12 protein-coding genes are annotated in these 13911 nt (G+C 69.6%); 3 read left to right on the top strand and 9 right to left on the bottom strand.

The window, feature by feature from the left end; all coding sequences use genetic code 11:
- Positions 1-5: 5 nt before the first annotated feature.
- Together ABGB08_RS33400 and ABGB08_RS33395 are read right to left on the bottom strand one after the other, a co-directional pair.
- Positions 6-1487, bottom strand: coding sequence for a condensation domain-containing protein (locus ABGB08_RS33400; RefSeq protein ID WP_347598529.1), 1482 nt, complete (start codon positions 1485-1487; stop codon positions 6-8).
- Between the two features lie 200 nt (positions 1488-1687).
- Positions 1688-2545, bottom strand: coding sequence for a hypothetical protein (locus ABGB08_RS33395; RefSeq protein ID WP_347598525.1), 858 nt, complete (start codon positions 2543-2545; stop codon positions 1688-1690).
- 657 nt (positions 2546-3202) lie between these two features.
- Between ABGB08_RS33395 and ABGB08_RS33390 the strand changes: the two genes are divergently transcribed.
- The gene (locus tag ABGB08_RS33390) at positions 3203-4186 is read left to right on the top strand and encodes a tetratricopeptide repeat protein (protein WP_347598522.1); all 984 of its coding nucleotides are present in this window, start codon (positions 3203-3205) and stop codon (positions 4184-4186) included.
- Positions 4183-5412, top strand: coding sequence for an MFS transporter (locus ABGB08_RS33385; protein WP_347598520.1), 1230 nt, complete (start codon positions 4183-4185; stop codon positions 5410-5412). Before ABGB08_RS33390 ends, ABGB08_RS33385 begins: the two co-directional genes overlap by 4 nt.
- 519 nt (positions 5413-5931) lie before the next feature.
- Here the strand turns inward: ABGB08_RS33385 and ABGB08_RS33380 are convergent.
- From ABGB08_RS33380 to ABGB08_RS33370, 3 genes are all read right to left on the bottom strand, one after another.
- Entirely contained in the window at positions 5932-6516 is a 585-nt protein-coding gene (locus ABGB08_RS33380) for a hypothetical protein (RefSeq protein WP_347598517.1), read from the bottom strand.
- A 188-nt stretch (positions 6517-6704) separates the two neighbouring features.
- On the bottom strand, positions 6705-7802 hold the full coding sequence (locus tag ABGB08_RS33375) for a hypothetical protein (protein ID WP_347598514.1): 1098 nt from the start codon (positions 7800-7802) through the stop codon (positions 6705-6707).
- 1 nt (position 7803) lies between these two features.
- Positions 7804-9495 carry a winged helix-turn-helix domain-containing protein gene (locus ABGB08_RS33370; RefSeq protein ID WP_347598511.1) on the bottom strand — a complete coding sequence of 564 codons (1692 nt, stop codon included), beginning with the start codon at positions 9493-9495 and terminating at the stop codon, positions 7804-7806.
- Between the two features lie 1236 nt (positions 9496-10731).
- Between ABGB08_RS33370 and ABGB08_RS33365 the strand changes: the two genes are divergently transcribed.
- Positions 10732-10935 (top strand): cold-shock protein, encoded by a 204-nt coding sequence (locus tag ABGB08_RS33365; RefSeq protein ID WP_034275260.1) that lies wholly within the window; start codon positions 10732-10734, stop codon positions 10933-10935.
- Positions 10936-11141: 206 nt separating this feature from the next.
- Here the strand turns inward: ABGB08_RS33365 and ABGB08_RS33360 are convergent, their stop codons facing one another.
- The 4 genes from ABGB08_RS33360 to ABGB08_RS33345 form a co-directional block, all read right to left on the bottom strand.
- Positions 11142-11843, bottom strand: coding sequence for a CBS domain-containing protein (locus ABGB08_RS33360; RefSeq protein WP_347598505.1), 702 nt, complete (start codon positions 11841-11843; stop codon positions 11142-11144).
- A gap of 105 nt (positions 11844-11948) precedes the next feature.
- Complete coding sequence (locus tag ABGB08_RS33355) at positions 11949-12977, bottom strand: LLM class flavin-dependent oxidoreductase (protein ID WP_347598502.1); 1029 nt, start codon at positions 12975-12977, stop codon at positions 11949-11951.
- Positions 12978-13004: 27 nt separating this feature from the next.
- Positions 13005-13331: a TIGR04076 family protein gene (locus tag ABGB08_RS33350; protein WP_347598499.1), complete on the bottom strand. Its 327-nt coding sequence runs from the start codon at positions 13329-13331 to the stop codon at positions 13005-13007.
- A gap of 27 nt (positions 13332-13358) precedes the next feature.
- A complete protein-coding gene (locus ABGB08_RS33345; RefSeq protein ID WP_347598496.1) occupies positions 13359-13895 on the bottom strand; it encodes a helix-turn-helix domain-containing protein in 537 nt (178 codons plus the stop codon).
- Positions 13896-13911 lie beyond the last annotated feature (16 nt).

The following is a 13911-nucleotide window of genomic DNA, read 5'->3' as shown; positions in this document are numbered from 1 at the left end:
GCGGGTCAGGCCCCCGAATGGATCGAGGCTTGGGCGACCGCCTCGGCCACGCCCTCCACGGTCGGGTTGTCGAAGAACACGTCCATGGGCAACTCCACGCCGTACTGCTTGTCGATCCTGGCGATGATGTTGATGATCGACATCGAGTGCCCGCCCAGGTCGAACAGATCCTCGTGCGGGCCGACGTGCTTGAGGCGGAGCACGTCGCACCAGATCCGGGCCACGCCTTCGACGATCTCCGGGGGCGCGGCCGCGGCGACGGCGGCGGGCAAGGCCGGCTGTACCTGGCTGGTACGGGCCCCCGAAGACGGCAGGACGAGCTCCGACAGGGGCGTGTCCGGCGGCTGGCCGAGCACCGCCCGCAGGTCGGCCGCGACCAGCGCCGCATCCTCGCCGGAGAGCACCCGCGGGTCGTAGCGGAGCCAGGCGTCGAGCGTGCCAGGCCCTTCGACGGCCTGCAGGTGCAGCGCGCCGCGGGCGCCGCCGTTGAACATCGCCCAGTCCACGTCGACCGTCAGGCCGGGAAAGTCGGGGTCGGGTCCGCGCCGCCGGTAGCTCACCGAGACCGGCGTGAGCGAGCCGCGTGGCGACAGGCCGCCGAGCGCCCGCGCCAGCGGCACCTCGCGGAAGCCGTAGACGGCGCGCAGCTCGTCGCGCACCTGGTGGGCGAGCTCGCGGAAGGTGCCGCCCGGCTCCGGCCTGGCCACCACGGGCAGCTCGTTGACCAGCAGGCCCACGGTCTCCGCGGTTTCCGGCCCGCGGGTGGACAGGTCCACCGAGATGATCGGCTCGCGGGGGCCGTACCGGTGCAGCAGCGCGTGCAGCGCGGTCAGGACGTGCTCGAACGTGGTCACGCCCAGGTCGCCGGGATCGGGGAGACCGGACAGCGCCGCCACGCTCGCGCCCGGCCCGGGCCGCCGGGACGCGGTGGTCTCGCCGCCCGGCGTGAAGACCTCGAACTGGTCGCGCCATCGGGCCTTCCAGAAGGTCTCGGCCGCGGGGAGCGCCTCCTCGACCCGCTCGCGTTCGGCCTGGATCACCTCGCCGTACGGCGGGGCGGCGGGCGCCACCGGACGTCCGGCATACAGCGCGGCGAGGTCCCGGACCAGGATGTCCTTCGACATTCCGTCGAAGACCAGGTGATGGGCGACGAACAGCAGGCGGTGCCGGTCCGGCCCGGTCTCCGTCAGGGTGAACCGGGCGAGCGGCCCCCAGCGGACGTCGAAATCCGGCGGCTGCTCCGGACCGTGCGCCACGGTCGGCGGAATGTCCGCTCGGACGATCAGCAGCTCGCCGTCGTCCTCCTGGAACGCGGCGCCGAGGAGCTCGTGCCGGTCCAGGACGGCCGTGCATGCCGCGAGCAGCGCGGGCACGTCGAGCGATCCCTCGAAAGTGATCGCCAGCGGCATCTGGTAGGCGGTGCCGGATCCGGCCAGTTCGTTGATCCACATGCCCCGCTGTAAAGGTGAGGCCGGGTTCCGGGGCATCCATAACCTCCATCGGACGGGGGATCGCGTACCAGAGCCTTCGAGAACGCCTGCGCGCCCGACCGTGGGAACGCTCCCACGGCAAGAGGGTAGGATCCGGAATCTCCATCGTCAAGGTCGTCTTCAGGCCGGGCGACGCGTGCCGGCGCAACGGCGGAGTCCCTCCACCGGCGCGGGTGGAGGGACTCTGGGTCACGGGATCAGCCCGGGGGGAGATTGCCGTTCTTGGCGACCGGCAGGGCCAGCTGGCTGGCGCCGGTGAGGGTGGCCTGCTCGGCCGGGAGGCCGGCGAGGACGGGGTTGATGTGCCGCAGGGTCAGCGTGACCGTCGGCAGGGCCGGGGTGACGAGGTCGAACTTCTCCAGGTCGATCCACCGGACGATGGTGAACACCTGGGCGGGGATGTTGTCGCCGGCCTTCTGCACCGGGACGCACAGCTGGCGGGCGTAGCGGACCTGCGCGCCGTGCGTGGGGATTATCGGCGTCAGGACGGGGTTGAGCTGGCGCAGCGACAACTGCTGGTTCAGCGGGTTGTTGGGGGTGATGGCGTAGCACTTGAGGTCGATGTGCCGGACCAGCGCCAGCACGTCAGCGGGTGGGACCGCGTTGTTCTTGATGACCGGCACGCACAGCTGCTGCGGGGTGTTCATCGAGATCTGCGTGCGCGGCAGGGTCTGGAACAGCGGGTTGAGGTGGCTGAGCACGAGGCCCGTGGTCACCGTGGTGCCGGAGATCTTGTAGCAGGCCAGGTCGATGTACTTGATGAAGTCGATCGCGGGCGACGGCGCCATCTGGGTGTTCTTGGCGACCGGGACGCACAGCTGCTCACGCTGGCCGAGGGTGACGGTCTCGATCGGCAGGTTGCCGAGCACCGGGTTGATGTGCCGCAGCGTGAGCGTGGTGGCGGGCGGCTGGTACGGGTTGGTCTTGAAGCATTCGAGGTCCAGGAAGGCGGTCAGATCCTTCGGCGTCGGCAGCGCGAGGGCGGAGGCGGGCGGCACGCCGAGGAATGCCACGGCGAGCACCGCGACGGCGGCGGACGAGAGGCGCCGGAGCATCGATTTTCTACGTCCGTGAATTCCGGTTACGGCTCGGTCCATTGTGCCTCCACAATCGGGGGTGGGCCTTCTTATCGCCGAGTGTGTGCCGCCGTGGCCGGACTTTCAATCTCGCATTTCGTACGCAAAATTCGGACCGGCGGGCGGGGGAGTTAACATCAGGCACAAAAGCGTTGTTAGCCCGCTGGAAATCGAATTTACTGAGGCCCTATCCACCTGATAGCGCAGGTCGTCAGAAGTGCGCGCTGGGTTGGGTGGTCATGGTTTCGGATTCTGAAACTTTCAGGTGACTGTGGTCGGCTTCGGGCAGGGCGTCAGTCGAGTGGAGTATTTCTGCGGCAAAGTAGCCGGGACTGCTGGAACGGGCCTGAAACGACGCTGATGCGAGCTTGTCCGCGCAGTTCAGACCGCCACGGCCGGTCGGACTCCGGACCCTCGCGCATGATGGCAACCGAATGGCAACAGATTCCTCGTACCTCTGAACCGACGGAAAGGAGGAACACGTGATGAACAGCGCCAGAATCGCGACGAACCACTCTGAGGTAATCGGTTAGTCGTGGTGGCTGGTCATCATCGATGGCCAGCCACCAACGGCACCCTCCGTTTGGGAGAGGGGTCGTCCCAGACGCTTTACGACCTTGTTCAGGGAGAGTAGATGTGACCGCCAAATTCGGTAACGACTGCCGTCTTTGCGTATCCACCACGGGTAGTGCGGTAGCGCACCAGGAGGCGGCATCGGCGGCGTTCGAGCAGGGCGACGCCCTCGCCGCCGTGGGGATTCTGCGCTGCGGCATCGCAGCGATCGTCGACGGGGCCGACGGGGCGCTGGCAGCTCTTCGAGTCGACTTGGGCAACATCCTGACCGCGCTGGGGCAGTACGACGACGCCGAAAGGGAGTTACGCGCGGCCGCTGACGACGTCGACACCCATCTCCGTGCGGCGCGCCTGCTCCATGGCATGTGCCTGAACGCGCTTGGCATGCTCTGCCGATACACCGCTCGTTTCGACGACGCGGCCGGATACTACGAGCTGGCGCGGACGGAATTGCGCGGCGCCGGCGACGAGGACGCCCTCGCGACGATCCTGCACAACATCGCCGGGCTCGCCCATGCGCGGGAGGATGCCCGATCGGGTATCGAGGCCGGGCAGGAGTCGGTTCGCATCCGTACCGCCCGGCACGGAGAAAACTCCGTGCTGGTCGCCGCGGACCTGTCGAATCTTGGCGGTCTGCTGTTCGACGTCGGCCGGGTTGAGGAGGCCGCGCGATGCTTTTCCCGAGCGTGCGAGATCTTTGCGAACTCCTACGGCCCGGACCATCCCGAGGTGGCGGTGAATCTGGGAAATCTCGCCGCCGTGGCGGTGGCCGGCGACGACTTCGAGGAGGCGGAACGGCTCTATGCGCGCGCCATCGCCATCAAGACGCGGGTTTGGGGTCCCGACAACCCGACGACCTTGCTGAGCATTCATAACTTCGCCCGGCTGCTGACGCGGATGGGCCGTGTCGACGAAGCCTGGCAGCATGCCCTGGACGTCGTGGCTGGTCTCGCCGGACGGGTGGGGGAGGAGCACCGGCTTCTTCGCCGGGCGCGCGAGCTGGTCGCGGAGCTGGCGCGGATATCCGAGCGAAGGCTGCGGACGTGACCGATGTCAGCCTGATCCGGCGCCGCCTGCGGACGCTCGCATTCCTCGAGTGGTTGCCAGGTGGACTGATGTTCCCCGTGGTGGCTCTCCTGCTTGTCGAGCGCGGCGTCGACCCCGTCCAGATAGGCATGATCTTCGCGGTTCACGCGGTCGTCTCGGCCGGCTTCGAACTCCCCGCGGGCCTGCTGGCCGACCTGTACGGGCGAAAGCCGGTCGCGCTCTGCGGCGCGATCACCAAGACGGTGGGTCTAGGCGTGCTCGCCCTCGGTGCCGGCCTGGGTGCCATGGTCGCGGCCGGCGCCCTCATCGGTGCGAGCCGTGCCGCCCTGTCCGGGACGGCCGAGTCCTGGTTCGTCGACCAGGCGAGTTCAGCGCCGGAGGAGGTGCCACGGGGCCTCGCCGGCGCCGAGGCGGGACTGGGCACGGGAATCGCGTCCGGCGCGCTGGCGGGTGGTCTGCTTCCGCTCGCCGGACCCCAGGCCGGCATCGCGGCGACCGCGGTTCCCATCGCGCTCGCCTGCGCGCTGGCGGCCGTCCACGGCATCGCGATCGCGGTCTTGATGACCGGCCCACCACACCGGCGTACGGCCGGAGCATCGCCCCGAAACCGTGCCGTGTTCCAGCACTTCGGCGACGCCATCCGACGACCGGCCGTCCGGGCCGTGCTGTACGCCGGCTGCGGTGCGGGGCTGGTCGCTGGAGCTCTGGAGACGTTATTGCCCGTATCGGCGATCCGACTGCTCGGCGCCCAGACGGCCCCCACGTTCTACAGCGTTGTCATCGTCTGCGGCATGACACTCAGCGCGTTCGCCGCCACCTACCTGACCAAAGTCGCCCAGAGCTTCGGCCCGGTCCGGATCGTCCTGATTTTGATGATCGTCGCGGCGGCCGGGTGCGCCACGCTGATGCCGCTGGCCTCACCGGTCGCCTTGGCCGCCGCCTTCGTGACCTTCCACGTGGCGCTCGCCGGTTCCACACCGACCACCGGCGGCTGGCTGCACAGCATGGTCAACGACGACCACCGGGCGTCCACGGTCTCCGCGGTGGCGTTGTCCGGTGCGATCGGCGCCGGTATCGGCGCGACCGCGGTCCCCGCCATCGCCGGAACCTCCGGCGAGTGGTTCGCGTGGGTGACTGTGGCGGGAGCTTTCCTCCTCGCGTCCCTACCGCTGATCCTCCGGTACGGACCGCGCCTTGTGGCCCCTGAAATCCATTCGAGGGCCTGAGCCGGAATCCAGCGTCGTTCCAGTGCCATATCAGGGGTGTCTCAGCATGTCGGGAGAGAGTACCGGTCAGTCCTGCCGTACGTGAGGAAGTGAAATGGGCGGACCGACAACCCGGAGATGGATCAACGTGCTGGGGCCGCTTGAGGTGTGGTGTGCGGGGAAGGCTGTGGTGTTGCCGCCGCGCCGGAGAGGGCTGCTGGCGCTCAGGGCTGGGGGCATGGTCACCGTGGAGCAGCTGGTGGACGGGCTGTGGGGGGAGGACGCGCCGCCTAAAGCCGTGCGTACGTTGCATGCGCACATCGCCAAGCTGAGGGCCGCGCTGGGGCGCGCGGGCGGGCGGGGCCAGGCGGACGTTCATCGACGAGCTCGGTGTCGAGCCGGGGGAAGGGCTGTGGCATGTCGAGGCGGGGGTGCTCCGCGGCGTGACCGATCCGCGGGAGCTGCTTCGGCTGGGGCCGCCGGCCATCCGCGCATCGGTCGCGTCGGCCCTCGGATCCAGCAGGTAGCCGGGCATCCGCGTCACGCGTCGAGTCTTCGCCAGGCCCGGCTCAGCCACGCCTCGTACTCCGGCCCGGACGGCGTGTCCAGCACCAGGCGGAGCGGCTCGACGACGCGCCCCCGACCGCCGCGCAGTGTGGTCAGATTGTGCGCCATCACCAGGTCGAACCGCTCCACGGGCACCTGGACCTCGTAGCGGGAGCGGAACTGCGGCCAGGGCAGGCCGATCGTCAGCGAGGCGAGGTTGCAGAACACCCGGGTGACCTCGCCGGCGCAGCCGCGGCAGGAGCAGGTGGTGCTCAAGGTGTGCAGCAGGGGGAAACGATCCTTCAGCTCCGCCGGGACCGGCCGTCCGCAGGGCAGCAGCGGGGCGGCCAGCAGGGCGGTCTCGGTCAGGCCGAGCGTGGGATACGCCAGGGCGGACGTCCGGCCGGTGTGCACGGCCCGCCTGAGGTTGTCACCCAGCCAGCTCGCGGTACTGGGAGCGTCGTCGTCGCCCATGAAACGGGCCGACTTGACGTCGTGGAGGATGCGCAGCCAGTCGTAGTACGTGGCCGCGCGCGGAATTCGACTTTCCGAACGGGCTGACGCCGACCGTTGTGTCATAAAGCACTCGCCTAGTTCATGAGAACTCGCCGGGCCGTGTCGGCCACAGGTCCGCTTGGCCGGAATATTGGCCGGGAAGCGGACCGGAATAGTCCACTTGGGCGCTTTATTTCACCGTAAGCGGTACTGGGCTGTGCGCCGCGGAATGCCTTTTGATGATTATGCCAGTCGCGAAAGCGAGATAACCATCATGGAGGTCTAAGTGACTTCAGAAACGTCATGCGAGGGCGGTCACGTGCCGCGCTGGCGGCGCTCGGCGTGGCCCTCGGCGCCTGCTTGGCCGTCGCGGTCAGCGGGGCCGTGGAGACCAGGGTCGGGGCTCTGCCCCCCTGCGGTGTGGAACTCCCCATGCCCGGACACCCTGGGGAGACGTACGAGATCCCCTGCCCGTCCCTGCCGGGTCCGGATCCGACTCCTCCGTACGACTTCCAGGAGCCCGGTGACTGGCCCTGGCCCGGCCCCATCAACCCCTGATCAGCTGATCGCGGGGTGAACCGCTCCTGGGGGTGCCGGCAACGGCGTCGACGCACCCCCGGGGGCGGCCCCGGCCCGCCGGACGGCCGCCGTGACGGCGTCCTGGAGGGGCAGCGCCCCGCAGAGCGCGGCCAGGTCCAGCGCGGCCGCCAGGCGGGCTCGCGCGTCCGCGAGGTGGCCCGGTTCGGCCAGAGCCGCGCCGAACGCGTGCAGGGACTTGGCGTGCTCCAGGTTGGCCTGGGTGCCCGCCAGTCGGTGGCCAGCGGATTGTTCATGGGCTGCCACCTGCACTCGTTCCGGGTGGCCAGCACCGTCTCGAAGGCGCGCCGGGTCTGACCCATGGCCAGCTGGACGGCGATCTCGCCGGGGGCGTACAGGGACGCCGTGACGTTGGCGACCTGCTTGGCCTTGACCTCCCTGAGGACCTTCGCGGCCTCCTCGACCTCCCCGTGCGCCGCCAGCGCCAGCATCAGCACGTTCCCGATGAACATCCCGCCGAGACCGACGGTGGTGAACTGGCAGACCTCCCACGCCTGCCGCGCGTCGCGGAGGGCCTCGGCCAGGCGGCCGTGGGCGTACATGACCTCCGCCCGGACGCAGAGGGAAGGCGCGAGACCGCGCGAAGAACCGGCCTTCTGGTTGTGCGCGAGCGCCGCCTCCACGGACGGCAGCAGCGCGGGCGAATCACACGGGATCAGGGCATACCAGGCGCAGGTGAGCGTCGGCTCGGCCATCGCGAGCCTGAGCAGGCGGTCGCCCGCGATGACCCGCGAGGCGCGCCGCGCCGCCGACTCCCGCCGGTTCTGGTACATGTCATGCAGGGCGAGGCCCGATTCGAGGATGAGCCCGCCGACGGATTCGTGCGGCGGCTCGGCCGCGAAACCGTCGATCAGCGCGACCAGGTCGGTGCCGTGGCGCGTGCCGTAACGCCACCATCGCGATGCACCCCCGCAGGGACAGCCTGGCCTCCGCGGACATGCCCTGGTCGCGGGCCAGGGAGTCCTGGCAGACGAGAGCCGCCTCCCGCGGCCTGCCGGCCAGCCACAGCGTGCTGGCCAGCCCGAACCGGATCTGCGCGCGCGCCTCGGGGTCCGGCTCCCCGGCCAGCGCCTCCGACAGCCGCTCGATGGCCCGCTCGCTGTCCACCAGCGCCTCCGCCATGCCGAGCCGGGTCAGCATCCCGGTCCGCCGTTCGCCGAGATCCTCCTCCAGAGTCCGGCGCAGGAAGTTCACCGCGCTGCTCACCGAGCCGCTGGCCAGGCTGAGCTCGGCCGCCAGGCTCAGCACCTCGACCGGATCGGGCCCGCCGACGCGCGGCGGGACCCTGAGCAGGTGCGTCGCCGCCTTGATCGGATCCTGGCCGCGGATCGCCACGTCCACGGCCCGCAGGTGCAGGTCGGTACGGAGTGCCGCCGGCATGGAGTCGTAGACCGAGGCGCGGATCAGCGGGTGGGCGAAGGAGAACCTGGCCGGGATGCCCGCGGCGACGATCAGCTGGTCGGCCAGCAGCGGGACCAGCGCGTCCATGGCCTCCCTGGGGGATGTCCGCGTCACCTGGGCCAGCCAGTCGCTGCCGACCTCGTCGCCCAGCACGGCCAAGGCCCTGGCCACGTCCACGGCGGCGGGGGGCAGATAGCGCAGCTGCTGGTTGGCGAACCGGGTCACGCCCGGCGAATCCTCGGGCACGGCCTTGCGCACATCGCCCCCCGAGGCGGTGAGCTGCGCGGCGAGCTCCCGCATCAGGAAGGGGTTGCCGCTGGTCATGGCGTGGCACTGGCCGACCAGGTCGCGGTCGGGCTCGATGTCGATCACCCTGGCGAGCAGTTCGGCGCAGCCGTCCGGGCTGAGGGGCCGCAGCGCCCGGGTGACCGCGTGCGGCAGGCCGGCGATGGCCGAGACCAGACGGCCGATACGGTCCTGGCCGGGCCGGAGGGCGAGCACGAGCACCACCGGCAACGCGTCGAGGCGGGCGGCGAGGAAGGTCAGGAACTGCACGGCGGGCGTGTCCGCCCAGTGCAGGTCGTCCACCACGATGACCAGCGGGTTTCGCGCCGCCAGGTCGGCGGTCAGGAGATACAGGGCGGTGAGGATCCGGAACTCGTCGCCCGGCTGCTGCGCGTCGGCGGAGAGGCCCGCCGCGCCGGTCAGCGCCGCCAGCCGGTCCGCCGGATCGGCGATGTCTCTGGCCCGCTGGATCAGGTCCTCAGCCCGGCGCAGATCCGTCTCCCTGACCGTGAGCACGTATCCGGGGGCCCGCGCGAGGATCGCCTCCGGCGCCCCGAGGGCGCGCCGCAGATAGGACACGTGGCTCTGCAACGAGTTCACCGCGGTGGCCGGAGGTTCGCCGTCCCACACGGCGTCGATCAGCTGATCGACGCTGACCACCTCGCCGGGCCGCAACGCCAGCCGGGCCAGCACGGCCTTGCGCCGCAGACCCGGCAACGGCTTGGCCGTGCCGGCCACCGTCACATCCACCGGGCCGAGCAGTCGAATGAGCACCGACATGATGAGAACCGCCTGCCCCACTTGCTGTTTCCTCGTCGCTCTACGCGAGTCGCCTCCTCAATTCCGCGTTCCATTCCGTTCCACCACGTTCCGGCAAACGTGGGTGGTCATATGACCGGTCGACGATCCCGAGGGACCTGGCGGCGATCTGCAGCGCCAGGACGCGCGAGTAGAAACGCGCCATACTTCTCCATCGGTCCGCGACCGGACGGCTTGATCGAGTCGTCGAACGGCCGGCTGATGAAGAGACCGAAGTTCGGTTCGTAGCTCAACAGGGCGCCGAGGCGCGGAGTCGTCTTCCTGTCAAGCAGCCAGCGGCGCCCCTGCAACGGTTGGACGGTGCCGGCAGGAAGGTCCCCACGGGAGCGACCGCACCCGCTCCCGGAATTCCCGTCGCGATCACCCGTGCCGTGGCCACGAGGTCGGCCGAGGCAGCCTGGGCGGAACCTTCCACGCCGAACGACGCGAACGCCACGGCCAAGGTGACAGCCACCGTGGCACGGCGACCAGAATTACCGTTCCTCGGGAACTTCTTCGTTGAACTCACGGGTTCCTCCAGCTACAAAGAAAGAATTCGGCGCGTCAACTGCCAGGACCCTAATGTTTGCCGCTGAGGCAGCCCTGATTTGGAACTGAAATTCGATCGATGTTGATCTCGGTTTCGATTTCCGTTTAGGGGAATCATTGACCGCTCGGTAATCCGATCGCCAAAGGAAATAGACGGGTTGCCGGGTTGGCCACGGCGGCATCCGTACGAGACGGTCTTGACGGATGCCGGCACTCCTCGCGTGCCACAGTTCGAGCGATTGGGCGGTCCAGCGCTGCGTCGAACAGCCGACGCCGAGTCCGGCGACCGTCACCGGTTCGTACGGAAAATCAAGGCGCTCGTACGAAGCAAGCTCCCTCGTCGAGGCGACCCGGAGGAGCTCTGGCCCCTGCTCACCGACATCGGCGCCTGGCCCACCGGGACCCAGGCGTCACGAAGGTCGACGGCCGTCTGGCGCGCCACCCGCCGCCGTCGCCCGCACCACCGCTACGAACGCTGCGCGCTCCGTGATACTGTCGATTTCAGTTGCGGTTGTGGTTCCCAAAGACTTCAAGTGCCCCCACCAGCATTCTGCGCTGTTGGTGGCACTTTTTATTGCCGGTGCTTTTCCGGACGGGGTAATCATCGCGGCGACGCGAGGGCTTGCACAGTGCGAGCCTTCCCGGGCACAGCCCCGAAGGAGATGCAATATGGCTACTGGCACCGTGAAGTGGTTCAACGCGGAAAAGGGTTTCGGCTTCATCGAGCAGGACGGCGGCGGCGCTGACGTCTTCGCCCACTACTCGAACATCGCCGCCCAGGGCTTCCGCGAGCTCCAGGAAGGCCAGAAGGTGAGCTTCGACGTCACGCAAGGCCAGAAGGGGCCGCAGGCGGAGAACATCGTCCCCGCCTAACGCTGAAGCACGTAGCTGGGGCCCGCGCCTTCGGGTGCGGGCCTCTGCGCATGCGGGCACCCGCCTGACTGAAACGGCCTACCGGTTCGCCAAGGGCGAACATTCTCCCCAACGGAGATCACCGGCCAGGTCATCACGTCCTTGACGGTGACATGACGCATCTCTGCCTCCAGACGCGCCCGCGGACGGGGTCGCGACCTCGGTGGTCAGCGGCCCTTCCAGACAGGGACGTCGTTCACTCTCCAGGTGATGTGGTCGATCACGTCGACCACGCCGTTGACCCGTTCGGTCATGCGGACCGCGAGCTGGGCGTCGCTGCGTCGTTCCATCGTTCCGGTCAGTGTCACCACGCCCTGCTCCGCGGCGGCCTGGACGTCGGAGGTCGCCGCCCACAGGGAATGATCAAGGATGTCCTCGCGCACTTCCCCGGCGATGTCGGCGTCGGAGCGCAGAAACACTTTCAGCAGGTCACCGCGGCTGACGATGCCGATCAGGCGGCCTTTCTCGTCGACCACGAACAGTCGCTTGACGCCGTGCCCGGCCATGAGCCGCATCGCCGCCGCCACCGAGGCGTGGGGCCGGACCGTGACCGCTGGGGCGGTCATCAGTCCGGCCGCGATGTCGCCGTGGACCTTCTCGCCGACCCTGGCGCCCCCCTTGCTCAGGCGCCGCCGCAGCCGGGCGCGCAGCGGCGGCTGGTAGCCCTCGCCGTAGTACTGCTCCTTGAACTCCTCCCTGACCAGCAGGTCCGCCTCGGACACCGCGCCGAGGACGTGGCCTTCGCCGTCGACCACAGGAACAGCGCTCACACCGTGAGCGATCAGGACCTCGGCCACGTCCTTGAACGGGGTGCTGCCCTTCACCGACACCACTTCCGTGGTCATGACGTCCTGAACCTTGACACGCATCACAATCTCCTTCGGCGGTGCCGCCTACCGTGAAATCTGTGATTCTTTAGGTAGTTCCTACCCGTTTATCCGTCTTTCTCGCGGTCCTGGCTGCGGGATCGCTGATCAGCCGCACGGATCGACGCGAGCCGGCTCCCGGCGCAGCAGCGGCAGCACCGCCGACCCGAGCAGTTCCACCCCGCGCCGGTCGCTGAGACCGTGCGGGGTGCCGAACTCGACCCGGCGCACCCCGGCGTCGATGAGCGCCTGCGCCTGCCCGGCGACCTGTTCCGGCGTCCCGGAGAAGGCGAACAGGTCGAGCAGGTCGTCGGGAACCAGCCGGCCGGCCGCTCCGTGGTGGCCCGCGTCGACCAGCCCCTTCACCCGGGCGAGCAGGTCCGCGGGGATCTCGACGGTCGGATCAAGCCCGGCCACGACCGCGAGGTACATGGCGACCTCGGCGCGGGCCCGGTTCCGCGCCGCCGCGCCGTCGGTGTCGACGACGGTGACCGCGCCGAGCACGATGCCGACCTCCTCGGCGCCCCGGCCGGCGGCCTCCGCGCCGGGCCGCACCCGGTCCCGGATCACCGTCACCATGGCCGGGTTGGCGCTGCCGCCCACCTTGATCTCGTCGGCGATCCGCCCGGCCAGGGCCGCCCCCTTGGCGCCCCAGGCACCCAGCAGCAGCGGTGGGTCGGGCCGGTGCACGGCATACCGCAGCGCGGTGCCCGGCGCCAGCCGGAACACCTTCCCCGGATATCCTCCGGAGTCGCCGCGGAGCAGCCGGTAGACGACCTGCGCCGCCTCCTCCAGGGTGGTCAGCGGCAGCCGCTGGTCGATGCCGACCGCGTCCAGCCAGGTCCCCCTGGCCAATCCCAGGTACGCACGGCCGCGCGAGGCGAGATCGAGCGCGGCGACCTGCCCGGCGATCTCGTACGGCGCCATGGAGTAGGGGTTGAGGCAGGCCGTCCCCAGGCGGACGCGCTCGGTGACGCCGGCCATCTCCAGCAGGGGAAAGATCGGCGGCTGGTACATCAGGTCGCCGAACACGGTCAGCACGTCGAAGCCGTGCTCCTCGGCGCTGCGCGCCAGCCGCGCGTAGTCGCCGGGTCGCTTGTCGCCCTGCAGCCCGAGCCCGATCTCCACGGCGGTCACGGCAGACTTCTCCTCGCGCGCGTCAGGTCAGGTCAGGTCAGCGGAGTTCAGCCGACGTCGGCAGGTGCGTTCCACCCGCATGATCAGCCGCTCCTCGGGGTCGGGGCAGGCGAAGTGGGAGTCCTGCGCCAGCCAGTCTCCCGAGGCCAGGTCACGCTGCTTGGCGGCCAGGAACGGCAGTACGGCGGCCAGCGCGTAGACGCAGAAGTGGCGCCCCTCGGGGAGGCGCAGGCGGGCGCTCTCGGTCAGCTCGAAGTAGTCGCCCGTTTCCATGCCGCAGACCGACCGGCCCTCGATGCGGTCGACGCTGACCCGCAGATCGTAGAGTTCCATGTCGCCGTGGTTGTCCTCCATGCCGGTTCCTTCTGTCGCGACCGGCGCTCAGGGCGTCGGCGGGTTGATGGCGAGGACGATCTCCGCGGGCGCGTCGGAGCTGTTCAGGTAGCGGTGCGGCCGGGTGGAGTCGAGCGTGATGCTCTCGCCCGCGACGAGGGTGTAGGTGGTGCGCTCGAATTCGACGGTCAGCGTTCCGCCGACCACGTAGACGCATTCCATCGACGGGTGGCTCCACAGCTCCTCGCTGGAGACCTCACCGGGGGCGAGGACCGCGTGCAGCACCTCGAGCTGCCCGTTGCCGGGGGTGAGCCGTTCGTAGCGGATCTGCCCGTTGGGCGCGCCGAGGGTCGTCCGCTCACCGGGCCGGCTGAGCCACACCGAAGGAGCGGCGGGGTCCTCGAACAGCGAGGCGATGGACTCGCCGAAGACGCCGGCCAGCCGGCGGAGGGTCGCCAGGCTGGGCTCGGTGACGCCGCGCTCGATCTGGCTGAGCAGCGTCGGAGACACCCCTGCCTGCTGGGCCAGGACACGCAAACTCATCCCCCGCGCGGTGCGCAGCTCGTGCAAGCGGTCTCCGATCACCCACGTCGTCCTTCCT

The sequence above is a fragment of the Acrocarpospora sp. B8E8 genome (assembly GCF_039871605.1).
GTDB classification, from domain to species: Bacteria; Actinomycetota; Actinomycetes; order Streptosporangiales; family Streptosporangiaceae; genus Acrocarpospora; species Acrocarpospora macrocephala.
This window is presented reverse-complemented; position numbering and strand designations above follow the sequence as displayed.

Excerpts from the sequence above, each read along its gene's own strand:
- ABGB08_RS33400 (WP_347598529.1), bottom strand. The coding sequence starts at position 1,487 with ATGCCCCGGAACCCGGCCTCACCTTTACAGCGGGGCATGTGGATCAAC.
- ABGB08_RS33395 (WP_347598525.1), bottom strand. The coding sequence starts at position 2,545 with ATGCTCCGGCGCCTCTCGTCCGCCGCCGTCGCGGTGCTCGCCGTGGCA.
- ABGB08_RS33380 (WP_347598517.1), bottom strand. The coding sequence starts at position 6,516 with ATGACACAACGGTCGGCGTCAGCCCGTTCGGAAAGTCGAATTCCGCGC.
- ABGB08_RS33375 (WP_347598514.1), bottom strand. The coding sequence starts at position 7,802 with ATGTACCAGAACCGGCGGGAGTCGGCGGCGCGGCGCGCCTCGCGGGTC.
- ABGB08_RS33370 (WP_347598511.1), bottom strand. The coding sequence starts at position 9,495 with ATGTCGGTGCTCATTCGACTGCTCGGCCCGGTGGATGTGACGGTGGCC.
- ABGB08_RS33365 (WP_034275260.1), top strand. The coding sequence starts at position 10,732 with ATGGCTACTGGCACCGTGAAGTGGTTCAACGCGGAAAAGGGTTTCGGC.
- ABGB08_RS33360 (WP_347598505.1), bottom strand. The coding sequence starts at position 11,843 with ATGCGTGTCAAGGTTCAGGACGTCATGACCACGGAAGTGGTGTCGGTG.
- ABGB08_RS33350 (WP_347598499.1), bottom strand. The coding sequence starts at position 13,331 with ATGGAGGACAACCACGGCGACATGGAACTCTACGATCTGCGGGTCAGC.